The organism is Pseudomonas sp. RIT-PI-AD, assembly GCF_025642785.1.
Lineage (GTDB): Bacteria > Pseudomonadota > Gammaproteobacteria > Pseudomonadales > Pseudomonadaceae > Pseudomonas_T.
Genome location: NZ_JANZKU010000003.1, coordinates 1 through 20,467 on the forward strand (window position 1 = coordinate 1; position 20,467 = coordinate 20,467).

Genomic DNA, 20,467 nt, shown 5'->3' on the forward strand with positions numbered 1-20,467 from the left:
CTCACCTCTTTTTTGCGGATCGATCGTCCGGGCGCAGCGTGCTCCCGACTTCAGGGCCGCATGAACCCATAATCGCGCTCGTCGTCCAGGTTGTCCGCCAGGAAAAGAAGCTCCGCGGCCAGGTCCGCGGCGGAACGGGTCTCCTTGCTGCGGCTGACCAAGGTACCCAGCAGAGCGCGCAATGCCAGCCCGTCGTCGAACCCCTGCCGCCGCGCCTGCTCCAGGGTTTCCTCCAGCGCTTGCTTGGCCCAACCGTATACGTCCATTCCCATGACTCCCGTAGTGATCCCCGCATCATGGGCGACTGGAAAGGCGCCCGGCTGATCCAGGTCAATCGCCAAGGCGCTCGGGGAACGTCATCGAAGCGGTGAATCCCCCGGCATCAGCGCGATTTGTCGTCGTCTTTCCAGGGCGCTTGCAGGTAACGCGAGCGGTTGAAGGTTTCCAGCCAGTCCGGGCAGAACACCACCAGCGCGGTGATCGCAGTGCCGTTGATGAAGGCCTCGGGAAACATCACCAACCAGAGGTAGCCGGCGAAATCCTCCAGCCAGGGTGGCATCGGGAACAGGCCGTCGATCCACAGCACACCGAGGCCGACCAGCGTGCAGATCAGCGCGGCCAGCGCCGCCGGGAAGAACCCGCAGCAGAAGATGTAGACGAACAGATTGCGCGGCTGGAAACGCTCCACCCAGTGCGCACAGAGCTCGGTGATCAGCACCGGCAGGAGCACCAACAGCACGCCGTTGATGCCGACGGCCGCCAGGTCCTGCCGGCCCAGGATCACCAGCCCCAGTTGCGCCACCAGCCCCCCGAGGATCGCGAAGGGCCAATCCAGCAAGAGCGTCACCGCGGTCATGCCGATGAAGTGGAAGGACACGCCGGAATCGAAGTCCCGGCGCACCATCCACAGCAGGAACAACACCAGCACGGTGCCGAACACCAGGTGCTGCCGGCGCAGGTCGCTGAACAGCTCCAGCCAGGGTGCCCGCCAGGTCGCCCAGCCGAGCACCGGTAGATAGAGCGCCCAGCCCAGGCTGAGGCTTTCCTGGGACAGCAGCGTGGCGGCGATCACCGGGCGACCGCCTGGGCGTCCGACTCCAGCGCCTGCGTCACCTCGGCGGCCGAGCCCAGCAGGCGTCTCTCCCGAAGCACGCCGTCGCGCAGGAACAGGCCCATCACGCCCTCCTCCGTCGCCATGTAGCGCGGTGCGATCCGCGCATCGCGGTCGAGCATGACCCGGTAGGGATAATCCCGCATCGCCGGCAGGGCGAACAGCCGCGAAACCAGCCCCGGCATGCGGCTGATGTCGGCGACGAAAACCCCGTGGCGACGCTCCAGATAATCTTTGGGCCGCTCCGCCAAGGCAGCCTGGACCAGCTTGGCGCCGGCCATGCTGCGCGCCACCAGCAAGACCCGAACCTGATCGTCGAGGCTATAGGCCCGCTCGTGCTGATCGAGCAGGGTCCAGGGCGCGAGGCGTTCGCCGGGCTCGATGGCCCAAGCTCCCGCGCTCAAGGCCAGCAGGATCAATACCCAGCCGCTTCTCATCGACGTCCTCCCGTGGAAAACACCCGGATATCCGTGCGCTCGCCCCAACCGGGTTGCCGCGCCCAGAAAGCCCGCGCCTGCGGCGCCTCGTCGAGGACGAAGACGTGGGACTTCTCGATGCCCGCGGCCGCCAGCCGAGCCAAAGCTTCGTCGAGCAGGCGGGTAGCCCAGCCGAACCGCCGATAGGGAGAGTCCACGGCCAGGTGTTGCAGATACCCACGACGCCCGTCGTGGCCCGCCATCAGACTGCCCACCACTGCGCCGCGCTCCTCCAGCAGCAGGCTGAAGCCCGGGTTGCGCGCCAGGTAGGCGACGAAGGGCGCGAGCGCGTCGTCGGGGCGTAGTCGCAGGCCCTCCATGCGTTGCCAGAGTTCGATCAAGGCGGCGTGGTCGGCGGGCACGACCGGACGGATCAGCATGGTTTCGGCACCCTCGGACAAAGCCGCAGTGTACACCGCCGCACGGCGCGGCCCGTGCGTACGAATGTCGCGACGCGCATGCCGCTTTTCGCTAGAGTGGCGCCCCTTCGCGACCTTGGGGACAACTCATGCGATTGTTTTTTCTGATGTTTTTCATGGCGATCTGTGCCCCGACGCTGGCCCGCGACGACACCTACGGCCAGGTGGTGGTGGACGAGATCACCAGCATCTACGACGGCGACACCTTCCGCGCCACCATCCGTGGCTGGCCGCCGGTGGTCGGCCTGCGGGTCCCGGTGCGGCTCTACGGCATCGATACGCCGGAGATGCGTGACAACCGGCCGCGGGTGCGCGAGCTGGCACGCTTGGCCAAGCAGTTCAGCGTCGCACGGCTACGCGGAGCCAAGCGCATCGAGTTGCGCAATATTCGCCGCGACAAGTATTTCCGCCTGCTGGCCGAGGTCTGGGTGGACGGTCAGAGCCTCGGCGGCCTGCTGCTGAAGGCTGGCCTGGCGAAACCCTACGACGGGGGTACCAAATCGCCCTGGTAGCGGGCTAAGCTCCGTTGCATGGACGAGTCCGACTACCTGCGCCTGCTCACCCGCCAGGCCGAGCAAGCCAATGACTTCCTTTCCAATGCGCGCAAATGGGAACGCGAGCGCTGGGTATGCCAGCGCTTGCTGCAAGCCCTGAACCTGCCGCACCGCCTGGAGGAGTTCGGCGGCGGTACGGAACCGCCGGACGTGCTGTTCCGCAACGCCAATTTCGAGGTGTTCTTCGTGCTCGACGCCGGACGCCGCCTGAACGAAGAATGGCGTGCCGAGCTCACCCGCCGGCGCAACGCGTTTTCCCTCAGCCAGTTGGTGCGCCGCGAGGCGCGACCGAAGCGCATTCCCGCCAGCGAACTGCTCAATCGACTGGCGCCCACCCTGCAGAAAAAAGCCCATAACTACGGCGAGCGCCGCCTCGAACTCGGCGAGCTCGACCTGATCGCCTTCGTCAATCTCAAGCGCGTCGTGCTGGACTTCAACAGCCCCTTCCCGCCGCCCTCCGACTTCCTCCGCCAGGGCTGGCGCTCGCTGTCGTTGGTCGGGCCCACCTTCGCCCGGGTGCTGTTCGCCCACCCCGACGCGCCGGACTTCCTCCGCCATAACCTCGGCCGCAGCGTGCTCTTCGACGTGGGGGTCGGCCTGTGAGTCCGTTGCAGGCCCTGCTGGCCGAGGTGCCACAACGTGGCCGGGTGCACTGGATCGGCGTGCGCCCGGAATCCCGCGGCGCGATGCTCGAGCTGGACGCAGTGGAAGCCCGCCGCGAAGCCGGCCTCACCGGCGACCACGCCCGCCCCGGCCCGCGCAACGCCCGCCAGGTCACGCTGATCCAGTGGGAACACCTGGAAGTGATCGCCGGGTTGCTCGGCAAGCCGGTCCTGCCCATCGATCTGCGCCGCAACCTCGCGATCAGCGGCATCAATCTGTTCAGCCTGAAAGGTCGGCGTTTCCGCATCGGCGGCGCGATCCTCGAGACCACCGGCTGGTGCCAGCCCTGCGCGCGGCTGGAGGAACGCCTCGGCAAGGGCACCTTCCAGGCGGTGCGCGGCCACGGCGGGATCACCGCACGGGTCCTGAGCGGCGGCATCATCCGCCTCGACGATGGCGTAGGCGTCGAGGCGTTGCCCGACTAGAATGACTCCCACTATCAAGTGAGGCCTTCCATGACCAGCCGCCTGAGCCCCGATGACCAGCAAAAGGTCGACCTCTACCTGAGCGCGCCTCAGCACCGGGTCGAGCGGCAGCCCTTCCGCCCCTGGCGGTTGATGCTGATCCTGCTGCTGATCGTCATCGCCCTCGGCCTGCTCAGCCGCCTCATCAGTCGCCTGGTGCTATGAGCCGCCTCCTGCGCTCGCCCGCGACGCCCCCGGATTTCCCAAGCCTTGTGAGTGCATCCCATGACCCATCGCATCGTGATCGTCGGCGGCGGCGCCGGCGGCCTGGAGCTCGCTACCCGTCTGGGTAGGAGCCTGGGCAAGCGCGGCAAAGCCCGCGTGATCCTCGCCGACGCCAACCTGACGCACCTGTGGAAACCCTTGCTGCATGAAGTCGCGGCCGGCTCGCTGAACGCCACCGAGAACGAACTCAACTACGTGGCCCAGGCCAAGTGGAACCACTTCGAGTTCCAGCTCGGCCGCATGAGCGGGCTGGATCGCGAGCGCCGGGCGATCCAGTTGGCGGCGACCCTGGACGAGGACGGCCGCGAACTGGTGCCCGCCCGCGAGGTGGCCTACGACACCCTGGTGCTGGCGGTCGGCAGCATGACCAACGACTTCGGCACCCTGGGGGCCGCGCAGCACTGCATCTTCCTCGACACCCGCGCCCAGGCCGAACGTTTCCACCGGCAGATGCTCAGCCACTACCTGCGCGCCCACGCCAATCGCCTGGACGACAGCAAGATGAGCGTGGCCATCATCGGCGCCGGCGCCACCGGCGTGGAGCTGGCCGCCGAGCTGCATCACGCCGCCCATGAACTGGCTGCTTATGGGCTGGACCGCATCCAGCCGGAAAACATGCGCATCACCCTGCTGGAGGCCGGGCCCCGGGTGTTGCCGGTGCTGCCCGAGCGCATCGGCCGGCCGGTGCGCCAGACCCTGGAGAAACTGGGGGTCACCGTGCTTACCGATACCGCGGTCAGCGAGGTCACCGCCGAGGGCCTGAAGACCCGCGACGGCCGGGAAATCGCCGCCAGCCTCAAGGTGTGGGCCGCCGGTATCCGCGCACCGGCGTTCCTCAAGGACCTGGATGGCCTGGAGAACAATCGGCTCGGCCAGCTGGTGGTGCGCCCGACCCTGCAGACCACCCGCGACGACGCGATCTTCGCCCTCGGCGACTGCGCGGCCTGTCCGCTCGGCGACGGCAGCGCACATAACGTGCCGCCCCGCGCCCAGGCGGCCCACCAGCAGGCCTCGTTGTTGGTCCGCTCGCTGAAGGCGCGTCTCGAAGGGCGGCCGCTGGAAACCTACGTCTACCGCGATTACGGTTCGCTGATCTCGCTGTCGAGCTTCAGCGCGGTGGGCAATCTCATGGGCAACCTGATGGGCAGCGTGAAGCTGGAAGGCTGGCTGGCGCGGATGTTCTACATCTCGCTCTACCGGATGCACCAGGTGGCCCTGTACGGTCCCTTCCGCACCCTGTTGCTGATGCTGAGCGACCGCATCGGCCGCAGCACCGACCCGCGCCTGAAGCTGCACTGACCGGCACGGTCCGCTTCGCCCGAGCGGCGGGGCGGACGCTCGTCCAGAGCCTTGCGGCACGGCGAAGGGCGCATACCGGGGTCTTCCGGCATCCCTGGCGCGACGGCAGGCGGCGATCCAGCGTTTGCCCGGCGCGCGCGACTGTTCCATGCTGCGTCGCATCCTCGAAGGAGTACGCCTATGACGCGGGAATCGGGCAGCCTGCCCTTGCAGGGCCTCAAGGTCATTGAAATGGGCCAGCTGATCGCCGGCCCCTTCGCCAGCAAGCTGCTCGGCGAGTTCGGCGCCGACGTGATCAAGATCGAACCGCCTGGCGTCGGCGACCCGCTGCGCAAATGGCGCAAGATCAAGGACGGCACCTCGCTCTGGTGGCACGTGCAGTCGCGCAACAAACACTCGCTGACCCTGGACCTGAAGCAGGCCGAGGCCCAGGCCATCGTGCGCCGCCTGGTCGCCGAGGCCGACATTCTGGTGGAGAACTTTCGCCCCGGCACCCTGGAGGACTGGGGGCTGGGTTGGGACGCCCTGGCCGCGCTCAACCCGCGGCTGATCATGCTGCGCATCTCCGGCTATGGCCAGACCGGCCCCTACCGCGACCTGCCGGGCTTCGGCGTGATCGGCGAAGCCATGGGCGGCCTGCGCCACCTTTCCGGTCATCCCGGCCAGGCGCCGGTGCGCGTCGGCGTCAGCATCGGCGATTCGCTGTCCTCGCTGTACGGGGTGATCGGCGTGCTGCTGGCCTTGCAGGAGCGTCAGCGCAGCGGCCTGGGCCAGATGATCGACGTGGCGCTCTACGAGTCGGTGTTCGCCATGATGGAAAGCCTGGTGCCGGAATACGACGCCTTCGGCTATGTGCGCGAACCGGCCGGCAGCGCCCTGCCCGGCATCACCCCGTCCAACTCCTATCCCTGCAACGACGGCGCCTATGTCCTGATCGCCGGCAACGGCGACAGCATCTACAAGCGCCTGATGAGCCTGATCGGCCGCCCCGACCTGGCCGAGGACCCGCGCCTGGCGCACAACGACGGGCGCAGCGAACAGGCCGAACGCATCGACGTGGCCATCGCCGCGTGGACCCGCCAACGCAGCCGCGACGAGGTGATCGAAGCGCTCGAAACCGCCCGGGTGCCGGCAGGCTACCCCTACACCGCCGCCGATATCGTCGCCGACCCGCATTACCTGGCACGGCGGATGATCGAGCAGGTGCAGACCTCCACCGGCCCGCTGAAGGTGCCGGGCGTCCTGCCCAAGCTCAGCCGCACCCCGGGCCGCATCGGCGCCGGCGGTCCGCGCCTGGGCGAACACACCGACGACGTGCTGGCCGGGCTCGGCCTGAGCGAGGCGCAGCGCCAGGGCCTGCGCGAACGCGGCATCATTTGAGGCCTTGATGAGCACGCGCGCGCCCAGCAGGATGGGCCGCGCAGCGAAACCTGCATGCCCCCCGTTGGTTTTCTCCGCATCGCGGCCCGGTGAGCCGAGTCATTGATCCGGGCGGGCCTGCAGCGGCACGCGACTCGGGCAGCCTGAAACCGCTCCCCTTGCCAGGCGCGTGCAGGGCGGGTGAGATAGACGCCCGTCCCTTCCTGTCGACCCGCCATGTCCCGCGCCCAACGCCTGCTCGATCTGCTGCAGATCCTGCGTCGCCATCGTTACCCGATCACCGGCGCGGCCCTGGCGGCCCAGTCCGGAATCAGCCTGCGCACGCTGTACCGCGACATCGCCACGCTACAGGCCCAGGGTGCGCCCATCGAAGGCGAGCCCGGCCTGGGCTACGTGCTGCGGGCCGGCTTCGTGCTGCCGCCGTTGATGTTCTCCGACGAGGAAATCGAAGCCCTGGTGCTCGGCTCGCGCTGGGTCGTCCGGCGCGGCGACCCGCGCCTGGCCGCCGCCGCCGAAGACGCCCTGGCGAAGATCGCGGCGGTACTTCCCGAACGCTTGCGCGACACCCTGGACGCGGGCCTGCTGGTCGGCCCCGGTCAGCCGGTGCTGGAGGGCGATGTCGACCTGCCGACCCTGCGCCGCGCCATCCGCCAGGAACGCAAGCTGGACATCCGCTACCGCGACCAGCGGGAAACCTCCAGTTCGCGACGGGTCTGGCCGTTCGCGCTGGGGTATTTCGAGCAAGTGCGAATGCTGGTGGCCTGGTGCGAACTGCGCCAGGGGTTCCGTCATTTCCGCCTGGACCGGATCGAGCACATGACGCTGTGCGAGCAGCGCTACCCGCGCAACCGGCAATCGCTGATCGAGGCATGGCGGCAGAGCCAGGGCATCGGCGAACCCCGACCCCACGGCAAGGCGCCGACGAGCGGGGCTGCTGACGAAAACTGACAGTGGACCGGCCTAGGCTGCGCGCAGGCACCGGCAAATCGCCGGGGTTGCCTTCCTCACCCTATGGAGCGCCGACATGACCGATCCCCGTTATCTCCTGCTGTACGTGCAGGACCCTCTCGCCAGCGCCGCTTTCTATGCCGACCTGCTGGGCAAGACGCCGGTGGAGTCCTCTCCCGGCTTTACCCTGTTCGTCCTGGACAACGGAACGAAACTCGGCTTCTGGGCGCGGCCGACGGTGAAGCCAGACGCCCGGCCCGCTTCCGGGGATCACGGCGAGCTGGGCTTTCCGGTGGCCGACGCGCAGGCCGTGGACGCCCTGTACGCCGAGTGGTCGCGCCGTGGCGTGACGATGGCCCAGACGCCCACCTCGCTGGACTTCGGCTACACCTTCGTCGGCCTCGACCCGGACGGGCACCGCCTGCGGGCGTTCGCCTTGACGCTGCCCTAGCCGTCGGCCGCCTTGTCCACCCGGGTGGCGGCGTACGTCAGGGCCGCGCCATCGCGGCCCGGCAACAGCAAGGGGCCGACCGGATCGCCGCTGGCCCGCTCGACCAGCACCGAGCGGGCCTCGCCCGGCTCGAACAGCTGCGCCTCGCCCCATTGGCGCAACGCCACCACCACCTTGAACAGGTCCTCGCCTTTGTCCGTGAGCACGTACTCCTGATAGGCGCTGCCATCGGAAGCCGGGGCGATGGCCAGCACCCCGCTTTCCACCAGCGCGCGCAGGCGGTCGCTGAGGATGTTGCGGGCGACGCCGAGGTTCTTCTGGAACTCGCCGAAACGCCGCAGGCCATCGAAGGCGTCGCGGACGATCAGCAGCGACCAGCGATCGCCGATGACGTCGAGCGCCCGCGCCACGGGGCAAGGCGTCGCCGCCTGGATCTTGCGCGTGACCATGGAACCTCCTGGAAATCGACGGCCGCACGGTAACACGCGAATCGACGCGCGAGCAGGCGTCACCCCGAAAGCGGTTGCATTTCGAAACTCATCGACCTAGGCTGCCATCTGGTTTTTATTTGAAACCAAAAGGAGCCTGCGATGATTCCTCTTTCCACTCCCCATGCGCCGCCCGGCCTCGTCGATGAAGGCGCCCCGCCAATGGCCTCGGCACGGGTGATGCTGTTCGCGGTGGCCTGTGCGCTGAGCGTGGCCAACGTCTACTACGCACAACCCCTGCTGGACGCCCTGGCGGAAGAGTTCGGCATCGCCCAGGGCGCCATCGGCGGCGTGGTCAGCCTGACCCAGACGGGCTGCGCGCTGGCGTTGCTGCTGCTGGTTCCCCTGGGCGACCTGCTCGATCGGCGCCGCCTGATGCTGGCGCAACTGTTTTTCCTGAGCGCCGCGCTGGTCGCCGTGGCCAGCGCCTTTTCGCCCCTCGCCCTGTTCGCCGGGATGCTCGCGGTGGGCCTGCTGGGCACGGCCATGACCCAGGGCCTGATCGCCTATGCGGCCAGTTGCGCGGCACCGGGGGAACGGGGTCGGGTGGTGGGCGCGGCCCAGGGTGGCGTGGTCATCGGCCTGTTGCTGGCTCGCGCGCTGGCGGGCTGGGTCGCCGACCTGGGCGGCTGGCGGGCGGTGTATTTCAGCTCGGCGGCGCTGGCACTGCTGCTCTGGCCGCTGCTCTGGCGAATGCTTCCGCCCCAGTGTTCGCCCAGCCCGCACCTGTCCTACGGGCGCCTGCTGGGGTCGATGCTCGGCCTGCTGCTGAGCCAGCGCGTCCTGCAGATCCGCGGCATGCTGGCGCTGCTGATGTTCGCCGCCTTCAGCATCTTCTGGAGTGCGATGGTGCTGCCCCTGAGCGCGCCTCCCCATTCCTTTTCCCACAGCGCGATCGGCGCCTTCGGCCTGGTCGGGGTCCTCGGTGCGCTGGCCGCCGCGCGTGCCGGGCACTGGGCAGACCGCGGCCTGGGCCAATGGACCAGCGGCGCCGCGCTGCTCCTGCTGACCCTCTGCTGGCTGCCCCTGGCGCTGGGCGACAGGCACCTGTGGGCCCTGGTACTGGGTGTGCTGTTGCTCGACCTCGCCGGCCAAGCGCTGCACGTCACCAACCAGAGCCTGATCTTGCGCACCCCACCGGAGGCCCATAGCCGCCTGGTAGGGTGCTACATGCTGTTCTACGCCCTGGGCAGCGGCCTCGGCGCGATCGGCGCCACCCAGGTCTATGTCCTCGCGGGCTGGCAGGGCGTCTGCGCGCTGGGCGCCGGTGTCAGCCTGCTCGCCCTGGCCTTCTGGGCCGCGACCCTGCGCATCATGCCCGCCGCGGCCAGCGCTCGCCTCCCCGGCTGAAGGGTCGCGAAGGGATGACCCGCCCTTGCGGAGGCTGCCCGAGCGGCCGGCCGCCGCCGATAGGATCTGCAACGGCCGGCGGGTCGTCCCGAAGCGTGCTCCCTGCGCGGGTCGCGCCCGGAGGCGCGACTGCCCTGGAAGTAATGACCCCCGCTATCCGGGCCGTCACCGAAGCGTAATGAAGAACCCCGACTATCGGCACACCCAGCACGCATCCTCGATGCAAGCCGAGTGACGTTCGGAATAAGAAGGCCACCACTCGGTATAGCGGTCGATCCGACATCTTTCGGGTGAGGTGCTAGGCTGGGAACGTCTCGATGATCTAGAGGTGTCTAGATCGGGCGTCAGCGGCCTTCGGGCCAGCGGGTTTGAAATCAGGGGATGATTTCGGAGTGATGCCGTACCACCCCTGGTGGTTATTAAATTGGCGAGAACAAGGAGGTTGTTATGATCGTTTTAGGTATTACCAATAATGATTTGTCGGGTGCCTGCCTGGTCCGCGATGACCAGATTCTCTCGGCTGTAAGCGAAGAGCGTTTCACCCGTGTGAAGGATCATCGGATCTGGCCGACCCAATCCATCGAATTCGTCTTGAGCCAGGCCGGCATGACCCTCCGGGATATCGATTACGTCGCCTATGGATGGAATGCCGGCTTCAATGCCGACAAACATCTCCCCCTGTATTTCGATCGCATCGTCGATGAAGTCAGACACAACCCGGAAGGGCTTGCGCTCTTTCGCAAGCGCATCACCGATGAAATAAACAACGATAAAGAGAAAAGAGCGGAGTTCGACGACTTCGTTTCGACGCAGGGCCTGACCGGCAAGGCTTATTACATCGATCACCATGAATGCCACGCCCTGGGCGCCTATGTCTGTTCGCCTTTCGATGACGCCCTGACCCTGACCTGCGATGGGCGCGGCGATTTCCAGTCGCTGACCCTGACCTATTACAGCCCCCACGAAGCCAGGGTACTGCAGCGTGAAACGAGCATAGACAGCCTCGGTTATTTCTATGGCCGGATCACCCATCTGCTGGGTTACAAGCCTAACCGTCATGAAGGCAAGATCACCGGCCTCGCGGCCTTCGGCGATCCGGAAAAACTGCTGGGGGTCATGCAGCGGATGATCCGCTTCGAGGACGGGCGCATCAAAGCCGAATGCGGCGAGCTGTTCCTGCCGTCGTACCAAGGCTACAGCGATTCCCTGCAGAACCTGCTGGCCAAGGAGAAGCCCGAGGACATCGCGGCCGCCGTGCAGCGTCACACGGAAAACCTGCTGGTCGCCGTGGTCACCCACCACCTGGAACAATGCGGCAGCAGCAACCTTTGCCTGGCCGGCGGCGTATTCGGCAACGTGAAGCTCAACCAGCGTCTGCGCGAAATTCCCGCGGTGAAGAACGTCTATGTGCTGCCCTGCATGGGCGACGGCGGCTTGGCCCTGGCGGCGGCAGTGGGGACGGCTTACCTGAAGAACGGCACCCGTTTCAGGAACCCAGCGATGACCCTCGGCCCCGAGGCCCGGACTCAATCCCAGAACATCAACCTGATAAACCGCGACTATCCGCAACTGGCTTATCACAACCCTGCCAACCTCATCGAGGTCCTGGTCGAGGCGCTGCTGGAAAACCAGGTGCTGGGCATGTTCAAGGGCAAGATGGAATTCGGCCCGCGTGCGCTGTGCAACCGCAGCATCGTCTATCACGCCAAGGATGCCGAGGTGAACGACTGGCTCAACAAGCGCATGCACCGCACCGAGTTCATGCCCTTCGGGCCGGTGACGGCCATCGAGCAGGCGCCGCACTGCTATATCGGCTGGACCGAGGACCAGGTCGCCGCCGATACCATGACCATGACCTACGATTGCCATCCGCAGTTCATCGAGGCCAGCCCGGCCGTGGTGCACATCGATGGTACCGCCAGGCCGCAGGTGATCCGGCCCCAGGCGGACAGGTTCATGCACCGGCTGCTCACCGCCTGGCACGACCGGACGGGACAGTCAGCCTTGATCAACACCTCGTTCAACCGCCACGAAGAGCCGATCGTCTGTTCTTCCCAGGATGCGCTGGCGGCGCTCGAGGAAGGCATGATCGACCTGCTGGTCATGAGCGAGTCGCTGATCGTCTGGCGCCGAGGCAAGAACAGTTTCGCCCTGCAACGCTTCGAATGACCCGATAGGCCCGGGCTCCCCCAGGGAGCCCTTTTCAAGGAGCCGTCTTCAAGGAACTTTCCGTGGTTACTGCATGTATTTGATATTTTTCGGATTCTTCGCGGCCGAGGGGATCATCTATCCGTTCTGGCCCACCTGGCTGGATTCCCTGGGCTTCAGCACCAGCCAGATAGGCTTGCTGATCGCGGCGGCCTATTGGCCCCAGGTCGTCAGCGGGGTGTTGATCACCTACGTGGCGGACTGGCGGGTCGACCAGATTCGCTTGGCCGCCATCCTGGGATTCTCGGCGGCGGCGTGCACGTTGCTGTTTTATTTCCTGCCCGCACACCTCTACGCGTTCGTCGCCGTGAGCATCCTGTTCGGCGGCCTGTGGATGGTGGTGCTGCCATTGTCCGAGTCGTACCTGCTCAAGCGCGACCAGCAAGCCCTGCAGAATTACGGCTGGGTCAGGGCCGTGGGCTCGTCCGCCTTCATCCTGATGTCGACCTTGGGCGGCATGCTGTTCACGCGCTACGGCCAATCCTGGGTACCCATCGTGATCGCCGCCAGCATGGTGTTCACCGCGCTGGGCTGCCTGTGGTTGCGCCGGCGGATCGCCGATGAACCCGCACCGCCGGCGACCCGCGCCATCAAGCGGCCCGACTGGACGCGCCTGTTCGAGAACAGCAGCCTGCTGCTGGCCATCGCGGCGGCTAGCTTCATCCAGTTGAGCCACACCCTGTACTTTTCCACGGCGTCCATCAATTGGGGCGTCAAGGGCTATTCCTCGACGGCGGTGGGGATATTCTGGTCCGTGGCGGTGCTGGCGGAGATCACCTACTTCGCCTTCTCCAACAAGATCCTGGCGCGCTGTTCCCCGCTCCCCCTGGTGATGTTTTCCAGCGCCTGCGCGGCGGTGCGCTGGGCGTTTCTTTCCAACGGCGAGGCGACGTCGCTCATCGTGCTGGGGCAGTGCATGCACGCATTGAGTTTCGCCGCCTATCACTCGGCGATCATGCGGTTCATTCGCGACCATGCGCCGCAGGACATCCAGGTGTTCACCCAGGGCGTCTACTATTCCCTTGCCGTTGCCTTGCCGATGGGTCTGGCCACTCCGTTCGCCGGCTACCTGTACGAAACGATGCCGGCCGGCTCCTACTACGTAATGGCCCTCTTTGCCTTGGTCGGGAGCCTGCTGGCCTTGATCGCCTATCAGAAGATGCGAAGCTCGAACCATGACAGCACGAACATTTACGGCCGTTTGCTTTGATATGGACGGCGTACTCATCCAGTCACGCGAGTTGATCGAGCGGGCCTGGGTCAGCGTCGCCCGCAGCGAGGGGATCGCGGTCAGCCCGGCGTTCATCCATGAACACATTCATGGCCGACCGGGCGAATACACCCTGCAGAGGCTGTTCGCCGACTTCGATCCGGCGCAACGCCGCCGCATCAAAAGACGGGTGGACGCTATCGAGGAAGTCGGGGACTGCTCGCTGGTGCCCGGGGTGGCGAAGCTGATCGCCCAGTTGCGCGACGGCGCGGTGCCATTGGCGTTGGTGACCAGCAGTTGGCCCGCGCGTATCGAGCACGTGCTGCGCCAGCATGAGCTGGAAGACACGTTCGACTGCGTGGTCTCGCGCGAGGACGTCGACGCCGGCAAGCCGGCGCCCGACTGCTACCGGCTGGCGGCGCAACGTTTGGATCGGCCGCCCCACGAGTGCCTGGTGTTCGAGGACTCCCTCAGCGGGGTGAGGTCGGCGGTGGACAGCGGGGCGCTGTGCCTGGCCATCGGCGGCGATCCCACTCTGGTGACCGATGGCGGCGCGGCCGCGGTGTACGCCGACTTCGAGGCACTGCCGGTCGCGCAGGCCCGGACATCGACCCATGCCTTCGACGGCGGCGGGTTATTCATCGGCGCCCATGCTTCCCGGAGATTCGCCTGACATGACCCCTACCCTGCGTCACGCCGCCGTCCTCTGGGATTTCCTCTCCGCCGGGCGCCGACACGCGGCCTGTGAGTTGATCGTCGTCTGCGGCTCCTACGATCTGCGGGTCTGCGACTACGCCTGTGAATTGCTGGGCAAAGGCGTCGCCCCGCACCTGCTGTTCACCGGCAATACCGGCAACTGGACCCGCCACCTGTGGGAGGAGGCCGAGGCCGACGTGTTCGCCCGGCGAGCCTTGGCGCTGGGCATCAGGCCCGAACAGTTCAGCCTGGAGGCGCGGGCCACCAACTTCGCCGAAAACATCGCTTTCGCCAAGGCCATGTTCCCCCGGGTGAAGCGGGCGACTTTCCTCACCAAGCCGAACTCGATCCGTCGCGTGGCGCTGACCCTACCCATCCAGTGGCCGGGGCTCGAAGCCTACGTGGATGCGCCGGACTATGGCTTTCCAGAGCAGATCTCCAATCAGGTGGGGGTGCTGGGGGTGATAGATGAGATGGTCGGGGATGTGCAACGCATCAAGCTCTACCCGCAGAGGGGGTTTCAGGTCAAGCAGGCGATACCGGAGGAGGTCGAGGCGGCCTGGGAGTACCTGGTGGAGCAAGGGTTCGATCATCACCTGATCAAATGACAAGGCCCGCGGGCGCGAGGCGGGTCGCCCTGGCGATGCGCTGAGGATCGCCCCTGGCCTGAGAGCAGGCCACCCTTGCCGCCGGCAGGCGGGAGAACCTAAGGCGTGGGCGCCGCGAGGTCGAGACAAATCCGGTGAAAGCTATTGGGAGGCGGCATGCGCGGGCCCCTCGAGAACGATGGGGCACAAACGAAGCGGCCCGCCAGAAAGGCGGGCCGCTTCGATGTCTTAAATGGTGGGTCGTGTAGGATTCGAACCTACGACCAATTGGTTAAAAGCCAACTGCTCTACCAACTGAGCTAACGACCCTGCAAGAAGTGGTCGGGGTAGAGAGATTCGAACTCCCGACATCCTGCTCCCAAAGCAGGCGCGCTACCGGACTGCGCTATACCCCGGCAGGAAGTTGGCTCCGCGACCTGGACTCGAACCAGGGACCCAATGATTAACAGTCATTTGCTCTACCGACTGAGCTATCGCGGAACGTCTGCCTTCCATGCTCTTCGCGGGACCGGTTTAGCGTTTCCCGTATCAGAGGCGCGCCATTTTACGGTTCCCGAAGCGTCTGTCAACCCTTTGAAAAGCGAATCAAGACAGTGCTTTGCAGTTATCCGGTCGGCTGCTATATCTGTGCGCCCACGACACCACACAGGACGTGTCCGCGCGCAGCGCGCCGGCTCGGTAGTCCATGAGCGACCAGGACAAGCCCCCTTCCCTCTCCACAGTGGCCAGCCGTGGCATCCGGCCACGTCTCGGCGAGCTGGCGCAGAGCTGCCGCAAACTGGCGATGAACCATCTGGCCGAACGCCTTTCCGCGGTGTTCGTCCACGCCGACGATACCCTGTTCGAGTGCGCCGACAAGGCCGAGAACAACCGGGTGCAGACGCTGTTCCTGGACAATCTGCGCGACATCCGCAAGCAGCGCCCGCATATGGAGCGGCGTTATCACCAGAACGTCGCCCACGGTTTCGCCGATTTCCTCGAAGGCAAGCCCGCCCAGCTCGCGCCCCTCGAACTGGACGCCGAGCGCCTGACGCTGGTGCAGAAGGAAGAGTACGAGGAAACCCTGCTGGTCGCCGGCATGGCCGGCCGGGTCGGCTCGCGCTGCGCGCATGCGCTGTACGCCCTGGACAAGCGCCTGGCCAAGCTGAACGAGCGGGAGGTCAATGGCGAGCGGCACAATCCGCTGGGTCCCCTGGCCCTTGCCCAGGCCTTTCGCGATACGCTCGCCGCGGAACCCTTCCCCCTGCGGATCAAGACCATCCTTTATATGCTCTTCGATCAGCAGGTGATGCACAGCCTCGATGGTCTGTACGACGCCTTGAACGCGCGCCTCATCGAGGCCGGGGTGCTGCCCGAGCTGAAGTACGGGGCTGCGCGCCCTGCGCCGGACCGCGCCGTCGGCCGCGAACGACGGGCCGACAGCGCGTCCGCGGCCTCCCCGGCGGAAACATCGCCGCCGCCATCGGAAGCGATCGATCCCGACACCCTGCTCGTCAGCCTGGCCGCCCTGCTCGACGAATGCCGGCGGCAGGCCGGCGATGTCCCGCTGTCCGCCGATACCCAGGGAATCGCCAGCCTCGGGCCGCGCAGCGCCAGCGGCACCTACAGCAATCGCGAACTGCTGGATGTGCTCAATCGGCTGCAACGGGAGTCGGCCGAGGATCTGGCCTTGCGCCTGCAACGTCCGCAGCGCGTCGCCGGCTTCAAGGCCGAACTGCAGCGCCGCCTGGAAGACCAGAGCGCCCGGCCGGACCCGCGCAAGTTGAGGGAACGCGAAGCCGACGTGATCGACCTGATCGGCATGCTGTTCGACTTCATCCTGGACGACGACGGCATTCCCGACGCCTACAAGACCCTGCTGTCCCATTTGCATACGCCCTACCTGCGCATCGCCCTGCAGGACCAGGCCCTCTTCACCCAGCCCGACCATCCCGCGCGAGCCTTGCTGAACGCCATGGCCCGGGCCGCCCTTCTGTACGGCGAAGAAGAAGAGGAAAGCGGCCTGCTGGCGACGCTGCGCGACCTGGTGGGCCGGGTGATCCATGAATACCACGGCGACCTCGGCCTGTTCGAGCGTCTCCTCGCCGACTTCGAAACCCAGGTAGCCCGGCTCGAACACCGGGTGGCCCTGCGCGAACGCCGCGCGGTGGAAGCGGTGAAAGGCCGCGACCGATTGCTCGACGCACGCCATGCGGCCGGCAGCCGCATCGCCGCGACGCTGGAGCAGCACCGGCCCGCCTCGCCGATTCGCGACTTCCTCGAACGTACCTGGGTGGATGTACTGGCGTTCGTCCAGCTGCGCCACGGCGCGGACGGCGCGGAATGGAGCCACACCGTCGCGGTGGCCGAGCGGCTGGCCGAGTACGACGCGGGAAACACCCTCGAACCGGATTCGTACCAGGCCTTGCTCACCGACCTGCGGGAAGGTCTGGAATTGCTCGGCGGCTATCACGACGACGAGATCCGCCGCCTGCTGCGCAACCTCCTCGAAGCCCGGGAGCCTGTCGCCACGGCCCCGCCAGGGCCTGCCGCGGAGACCGAACGCTCCCTGCCGCTGGCGACGACGGGTGCCGAACCGAGCGGCGACGAACCCGCCGTGACACCCGGACCGCCCGAGGAAGCGCTCTCGGCTCGCGCCCTGGCATTCGTCGAGGAGCTGCGCCAGGCCGAATTCGGCACCTGGTTCGAATTCGCCGACAGCCAGCCACCGCGACAGCTCAAGCTGTCCTGGTTCAGCCCCACCACGCGCAACTACATGTTCGTCGACCGGCGCGGCCAGCGGGTCGCGGTCAAGGCGGTCGACCAGTTGGCCCGGGACATGGAGTCCGGCCGGGTGCGTCGCCTACCCAGCGAACGTCGCGCGCCCCTGATGGACCGCGCCCTCGAGGCCATCTATCGCGCGCTCAAACGCATCACCGGCCGTGCCCGCCAGCCCGACTGAGGAGAGCCCATGAACGAACGCCGGCAGTCCGCACGCTTCCCCACCGGCCTGCATCTGGAGGTCCAGGATCGCGATTCGCCGCGGCGTCTGGGGCGGGTCGTGGACCTCACCCGCGAAGGCTTCCTGCTGTTCGGCGAACATCCCGCCGAGACCGACTCGGTGTGGCGCTGTCGCCTGGTGCTGGTCGAACCCCTGGCCGGAATCGCCGATATCCAGCTGGACGCCGAATGCCTGTGGAACCGCCCCGGAGCCGATGGCCGGCATTGCTGGGCCGGCTTCCATATCACCGGCCTGGCCGAGGATCAGGCTGCGGCGCTGGACACCCTCCTCCGCCTGCTCTGAGCCGGACCCTCGGTCGGCAGGCAGAAAAAAGCCCCGCCAGGCGGGGCTTTTCCAAGGGCAGAAATCAGACGAAGACGATCTCGTCGTTCTCCACCCGGCCGCTGATTTCGGCGCCGGGGTGGAACTGGCCGGCGAGGATCAGTTGCGCCAGCGGGTTCTCGATCCAGCGCTGGATCGCCCGTTTCAGCGGGCGTGCGCCGTACACCGGGTCGTAACCCACCGCGATCAACTTGTCCAAGGCCTCGCTGGACAGCTCCAGGTTCAACTCACGCTCCGCCAGACGCTTGCGCAGCCGCTGCAACTGGATTTCGGCGATCCCGGCGATCTGCTCGCGGGCCAGGGGTTCAAAGACCACCACCTCGTCGATGCGGTTGACGAATTCCGGGCGGAAGTGGTTGCTCACCGCATCCATCACCGCCGCCCGCTGTGCTTCGCGATCGCCGACCAGTTCCTGGATCTGCGCCGAGCCCAGGTTGGAGGTCATCACGATCACCGTATTGCGGAAGTCCACCGTGCGTCCGTGGCTGTCGGTCAGCCGGCCATCCTCGAGCACTTGCAGGAGAATGTTGAAGACGTCCGGATGGGCTTTCTCCACCTCGTCGAGCAACAGCACCGAGTAGGGTTTGCGGCGCACCGCCTCGGTCAGGTAGCCGCCCTCTTCGTAGCCGACGTACCCCGGCGGCGCACCGATCAGGCGGGCCACGGAATGCTTCTCCATGAACTCCGACATGTCGATGCGCACCATGGCGTCCTCGGTGTCGAAGAGGAACTCGGCCAATGCCTTGCACAGTTCGGTCTTGCCGACCCCGGTCGGGCCGAGGAACAGGAAGGAGCCGCTCGGCCGGTTCGGATCGGCGAGACCGGCACGGGAGCGCCGCACGGCGTTGGCCACCGCCACCACCGCCTCGTCCTGGCCGATCACCCGCTGGTGCAGCAGGCTTTCCATCTTCAGCAGCTTGTCGCGCTCGCCTTCGAGCATCTTGGCCACCGGGATGCCGGTCCACTTGGAAACCACTTCGGCGATTTCCTCGTCGGTCACCTTGTTGCGCAGCAACTGGTTCTCCGGCTTGCCGTGCTGGTCGACCATCTGCAGGCTGCGCTCCAGGTCGGGGATAACCCCGTACTGCAGCTCGGCCATGCGGTTGAGATCGCCCTTGCGCCGCGCCGCCTCCAGCTCCAGCTTGGCTTGTTCGATGCGTTGCTGAATCTGCGCCGAGCCTTGCACCTCGGCCTTCTCCGACTTCCAGATCTCCTCCAGGTCGGCGAACTCGCGCTCCAGCTTGTCGATGTCCTCCTCCAGCTTGAGCAGGCGCTTGCGGGTGGCTTCGTCGTCTTCCTTCTTCAAAGCCTCGCGCTCGATCTTCAACTGGATCAGCCGGCGCTCCAGGCGGTCCAGGGCTTCCGGCTTGGAGTCGATTTCCATGCGGATGCGACTGGCGGCCTCGTCGATCAGGTCGATGGCCTTGTCCGGCAACTGGCGGTCGGTGATGTAGCGATGGGACAGCTTGGCCGCGGCGATGATCGCGCCATCGGTGATGGACACCCCGTGGTGCACCTCATAGCGCTCCTTCAGGCCGCGCAGGATGGCGATGGTGTCCTCTTCGCTGGGTTCGTCCACCAGCACCTTCTGGAAGCGCCGCTCCAGCGCGGCATCCTTCTCGATGTACTGGCGGTATTCGTTGAGCGTGGTGGCGCCGACGCAATGCAGCTCGCCCCGCGCCAGGGCCGGCTTGAGCATGTTGCCGGCGTCCATCGCGCCCTCGGCCTTGCCGGCGCCGACCATGGTGTGCAGCTCGTCGATGAACAGGATCACCCGGCCCTCCTGCTTGCCCAGCTCGTTGAGCACGGCCTTCAGGCGTTCCTCGAACTCGCCGCGGAACTTCGCCCCGGCGATCAGCGACCCCATGTCCAGGGCCAACAGGCGTTTGTCCTTGAGCCCGTCCGGCACCTCGCCATTGACGATGCGCTGGGCCAGCCCCTCGGCGATGGCGGTCTTGCCCACGCCGGGTTCGCCGATCAGCACCGGATTGTTCTTGGTCCGCCGTTGCAGGACCTGGATGGTGCGGCGGATTTCGTCGTCGCGGCCGATCACCGGGTCGAGCTTGCCCTCTTCGGCGCGCTTGGTCAGGTCGACGGTGTACTTGTCCAAGGCCTGCCGCGATTCCTCGGCGTTGGGGTCGTTCACCGCCTGGCCGCCGCGCAGATTGCTCACCGCGTTCTCCAGGGCCTTCTTCGATACGCCCTGGCCGAGCAACAGCTTGCCAACGCGGGTGCTGTCGTCCATCGCGGCGAGCAATACCAGTTCGCTGGAGATGAACTGGTCGCCCTTCTGCTGCGACAGGCGATCAGCCTGGTTGAGCAGGCGTGCCAGGTCCTGAGAGAGGTTCACGTCGCCGGTGGGATTCTGGATCTTCGGCAACTGGTCGATTTCCCGGGTCAGCGCCTGGCGCAGCCCAGGGATGTCGAAGCCGACCTGCATCAGCAACGGACGGATCGAGCCGCCCTGCTGGTCGAGCAAGGCCTGGAGCAAATGCAGCGGCTCGATGGCCGCGTGGTCATGGCCGACGGCGAGGGACTGGGCGTCCGACAAGGCCAGTTGCAGCTTGCTGGTTAAACGATCGATTCGCATGGAGT

At 66.5% G+C, this 20,467-nt stretch carries 21 protein-coding genes and 3 tRNA genes; 15 read left to right on the plus strand and 9 right to left on the minus strand.

From position 1 onward, the window contains the following. Positions 1–50 precede the first annotated feature (50 nt). From OGL92_RS03075 to OGL92_RS03090, 4 genes are all read right to left on the minus strand, one after another. Positions 51–266 carry a hypothetical protein gene (locus tag OGL92_RS03075; RefSeq protein ID WP_263140277.1) on the minus strand — a complete coding sequence of 72 codons (216 nt, stop codon included), beginning with the start codon at positions 264–266 and terminating at the stop codon, positions 51–53. A gap of 116 nt (positions 267–382) precedes the next feature. Continuing rightward, complete coding sequence (locus OGL92_RS03080) at positions 383–1,072, minus strand: energy-coupling factor ABC transporter permease (protein ID WP_263140279.1); 690 nt, start codon at positions 1,070–1,072, stop codon at positions 383–385. Beyond that, complete coding sequence (locus OGL92_RS03085; RefSeq protein ID WP_263140280.1) at positions 1,069–1,548, minus strand: FAD/FMN-containing dehydrogenase; 480 nt, start codon at positions 1,546–1,548, stop codon at positions 1,069–1,071. Before OGL92_RS03085 ends, OGL92_RS03080 begins: the two co-directional genes overlap by 4 nt. Beyond that, a complete protein-coding gene (locus OGL92_RS03090; RefSeq protein WP_263140281.1) occupies positions 1,545–1,967 on the minus strand; it encodes a GNAT family N-acetyltransferase in 423 nt (140 codons plus the stop codon). Before OGL92_RS03090 ends, OGL92_RS03085 begins: the two co-directional genes overlap by 4 nt. Before the next feature lie 128 nt (positions 1,968–2,095). On the opposite strand from OGL92_RS03090, the gene OGL92_RS03095 reads away from it, so the two are divergent. From OGL92_RS03095 to OGL92_RS03130, 8 genes are all read left to right on the plus strand, one after another. After that, positions 2,096–2,518 carry a thermonuclease family protein gene (locus OGL92_RS03095; RefSeq protein ID WP_263140289.1) on the plus strand — a complete coding sequence of 141 codons (423 nt, stop codon included), beginning with the start codon at positions 2,096–2,098 and terminating at the stop codon, positions 2,516–2,518. 18 nt (positions 2,519–2,536) lie between these two features. Then, entirely contained in the window at positions 2,537–3,163 is a 627-nt protein-coding gene (locus tag OGL92_RS03100) for a DUF1780 domain-containing protein (RefSeq protein WP_263140295.1), read from the plus strand. Beyond that, a complete protein-coding gene (locus OGL92_RS03105) occupies positions 3,160–3,648 on the plus strand; it encodes an MOSC domain-containing protein (protein ID WP_263140300.1) in 489 nt (162 codons plus the stop codon). The genes OGL92_RS03100 and OGL92_RS03105 overlap by 4 nt, the downstream gene beginning before the upstream one ends. 30 nt (positions 3,649–3,678) lie before the next feature. Next, on the plus strand, positions 3,679–3,852 hold the full coding sequence (locus OGL92_RS03110; protein WP_263140304.1) for a DUF3094 domain-containing protein: 174 nt from the start codon (positions 3,679–3,681) through the stop codon (positions 3,850–3,852). Positions 3,853–3,912: 60 nt separating this feature from the next. Next, positions 3,913–5,211 (plus strand): NAD(P)/FAD-dependent oxidoreductase, encoded by a 1,299-nt coding sequence (locus OGL92_RS03115; RefSeq protein WP_263140306.1) that lies wholly within the window; start codon positions 3,913–3,915, stop codon positions 5,209–5,211. Positions 5,212–5,391: 180 nt separating this feature from the next. Then, on the plus strand, positions 5,392–6,591 hold the full coding sequence (locus tag OGL92_RS03120) for a CaiB/BaiF CoA-transferase family protein (RefSeq protein ID WP_263140308.1): 1,200 nt from the start codon (positions 5,392–5,394) through the stop codon (positions 6,589–6,591). A gap of 216 nt (positions 6,592–6,807) precedes the next feature. Next, complete coding sequence (locus tag OGL92_RS03125) at positions 6,808–7,539, plus strand: YafY family protein (protein WP_263140311.1); 732 nt, start codon at positions 6,808–6,810, stop codon at positions 7,537–7,539. Positions 7,540–7,615: 76 nt separating this feature from the next. Beyond that, positions 7,616–7,990 (plus strand): VOC family protein, encoded by a 375-nt coding sequence (locus tag OGL92_RS03130; RefSeq protein WP_263140313.1) that lies wholly within the window; start codon positions 7,616–7,618, stop codon positions 7,988–7,990. Here OGL92_RS03130 and OGL92_RS03135 read toward each other — a convergent pair. Further along, positions 7,987–8,439, minus strand: a complete 453-nt coding sequence (locus tag OGL92_RS03135) for a helix-turn-helix domain-containing protein (protein WP_263140317.1) — start codon at positions 8,437–8,439, stop codon at positions 7,987–7,989. The two genes, OGL92_RS03130 and OGL92_RS03135, sit on opposite strands and share 4 nt — an antisense overlap. Positions 8,440–8,580: 141 nt before the next feature. Here OGL92_RS03135 and OGL92_RS03140 point away from each other — a divergent pair, with 141 nt between their 5' ends. From OGL92_RS03140 to OGL92_RS03160, 5 genes are all read left to right on the plus strand, one after another. Next, positions 8,581–9,828: an MFS transporter gene (locus OGL92_RS03140; protein WP_263140320.1), complete on the plus strand. Its 1,248-nt coding sequence runs from the start codon at positions 8,581–8,583 to the stop codon at positions 9,826–9,828. A gap of 447 nt (positions 9,829–10,275) precedes the next feature. After that, positions 10,276–11,997, plus strand: a complete 1,722-nt coding sequence (locus tag OGL92_RS03145; RefSeq protein ID WP_263140329.1) for a carbamoyltransferase C-terminal domain-containing protein — start codon at positions 10,276–10,278, stop codon at positions 11,995–11,997. 73 nt (positions 11,998–12,070) lie between these two features. Further along, positions 12,071–13,246: an MFS transporter gene (locus OGL92_RS03150; protein WP_263140331.1), complete on the plus strand. Its 1,176-nt coding sequence runs from the start codon at positions 12,071–12,073 to the stop codon at positions 13,244–13,246. Between the two features lies 1 nt (position 13,247). After that, the gene (locus OGL92_RS03155) at positions 13,248–13,919 is read left to right on the plus strand and encodes an HAD family phosphatase (RefSeq protein ID WP_263140337.1); all 672 of its coding nucleotides are present in this window, start codon (positions 13,248–13,250) and stop codon (positions 13,917–13,919) included. Between the two features lies 1 nt (position 13,920). Beyond that, entirely contained in the window at positions 13,921–14,550 is a 630-nt protein-coding gene (locus OGL92_RS03160) for a YdcF family protein (protein WP_263140339.1), read from the plus strand. Positions 14,551–14,783: 233 nt separating this feature from the next. On the opposite strand, the gene OGL92_RS03165 is transcribed toward OGL92_RS03160, so the two are convergent. The 3 genes from OGL92_RS03165 to OGL92_RS03175 all read right to left on the minus strand — a co-directional run bounded on the left by OGL92_RS03165 (position 14,784) and on the right by OGL92_RS03175 (position 15,030). Further along, positions 14,784–14,859: transfer RNA gene (locus OGL92_RS03165), tRNA-Lys, on the minus strand. Between the two features lie 9 nt (positions 14,860–14,868). After that, positions 14,869–14,945, minus strand: a tRNA-Pro gene (locus tag OGL92_RS03170). Positions 14,946–14,954: 9 nt separating this feature from the next. Beyond that, a tRNA-Asn gene (locus OGL92_RS03175) sits at positions 14,955–15,030 on the minus strand. Between the two features lie 205 nt (positions 15,031–15,235). Between OGL92_RS03175 and OGL92_RS03180 the strand changes: the two genes are divergently transcribed. Beyond that, complete coding sequence (locus OGL92_RS03180) at positions 15,236–17,491, plus strand: DUF1631 domain-containing protein (protein WP_263140343.1); 2,256 nt, start codon at positions 15,236–15,238, stop codon at positions 17,489–17,491. Between the two features lie 9 nt (positions 17,492–17,500). Next, positions 17,501–17,833 (plus strand): PilZ domain-containing protein, encoded by a 333-nt coding sequence (locus OGL92_RS03185; RefSeq protein ID WP_263140345.1) that lies wholly within the window; start codon positions 17,501–17,503, stop codon positions 17,831–17,833. A 64-nt stretch (positions 17,834–17,897) separates the two neighbouring features. Here OGL92_RS03185 and clpB read toward each other — a convergent pair whose 3' ends face one another. Then, positions 17,898–20,462: an ATP-dependent chaperone ClpB gene (gene clpB / locus OGL92_RS03190; RefSeq protein ID WP_263140347.1), complete on the minus strand. Its 2,565-nt coding sequence runs from the start codon at positions 20,460–20,462 to the stop codon at positions 17,898–17,900. Positions 20,463–20,467 lie beyond the last annotated feature (5 nt).

Coding starts and splice junctions, on each gene's coding strand:
- OGL92_RS03075 (WP_263140277.1), bottom strand. CDS start 266: ATGGACGTATACGGTTGGGCCAAGCAAGCGCTGGAGGAAACCCTGGAG.
- OGL92_RS03085 (WP_263140280.1), bottom strand. CDS start 1,548: ATGAGAAGCGGCTGGGTATTGATCCTGCTGGCCTTGAGCGCGGGAGCT.
- OGL92_RS03090 (WP_263140281.1), bottom strand. CDS start 1,967: ATGCTGATCCGTCCGGTCGTGCCCGCCGACCACGCCGCCTTGATCGAA.
- OGL92_RS03095 (WP_263140289.1), top strand. CDS start 2,096: ATGCGATTGTTTTTTCTGATGTTTTTCATGGCGATCTGTGCCCCGACG.
- OGL92_RS03100 (WP_263140295.1), top strand. CDS start 2,537: ATGGACGAGTCCGACTACCTGCGCCTGCTCACCCGCCAGGCCGAGCAA.
- OGL92_RS03110 (WP_263140304.1), top strand. CDS start 3,679: ATGACCAGCCGCCTGAGCCCCGATGACCAGCAAAAGGTCGACCTCTAC.
- OGL92_RS03115 (WP_263140306.1), top strand. CDS start 3,913: ATGACCCATCGCATCGTGATCGTCGGCGGCGGCGCCGGCGGCCTGGAG.
- OGL92_RS03120 (WP_263140308.1), top strand. CDS start 5,392: ATGACGCGGGAATCGGGCAGCCTGCCCTTGCAGGGCCTCAAGGTCATT.
- OGL92_RS03125 (WP_263140311.1), top strand. CDS start 6,808: ATGTCCCGCGCCCAACGCCTGCTCGATCTGCTGCAGATCCTGCGTCGC.
- OGL92_RS03130 (WP_263140313.1), top strand. CDS start 7,616: ATGACCGATCCCCGTTATCTCCTGCTGTACGTGCAGGACCCTCTCGCC.
- OGL92_RS03135 (WP_263140317.1), bottom strand. CDS start 8,439: ATGGTCACGCGCAAGATCCAGGCGGCGACGCCTTGCCCCGTGGCGCGG.
- OGL92_RS03140 (WP_263140320.1), top strand. CDS start 8,581: ATGATTCCTCTTTCCACTCCCCATGCGCCGCCCGGCCTCGTCGATGAA.
- OGL92_RS03145 (WP_263140329.1), top strand. CDS start 10,276: ATGATCGTTTTAGGTATTACCAATAATGATTTGTCGGGTGCCTGCCTG.
- OGL92_RS03150 (WP_263140331.1), top strand. CDS start 12,071: ATGTATTTGATATTTTTCGGATTCTTCGCGGCCGAGGGGATCATCTAT.
- OGL92_RS03155 (WP_263140337.1), top strand. CDS start 13,248: ATGGACGGCGTACTCATCCAGTCACGCGAGTTGATCGAGCGGGCCTGG.
- OGL92_RS03160 (WP_263140339.1), top strand. CDS start 13,921: ATGACCCCTACCCTGCGTCACGCCGCCGTCCTCTGGGATTTCCTCTCC.
- OGL92_RS03180 (WP_263140343.1), top strand. CDS start 15,236: ATGAGCGACCAGGACAAGCCCCCTTCCCTCTCCACAGTGGCCAGCCGT.
- OGL92_RS03185 (WP_263140345.1), top strand. CDS start 17,501: ATGAACGAACGCCGGCAGTCCGCACGCTTCCCCACCGGCCTGCATCTG.
- clpB (WP_263140347.1), bottom strand. CDS start 20,462: ATGCGAATCGATCGTTTAACCAGCAAGCTGCAACTGGCCTTGTCGGAC.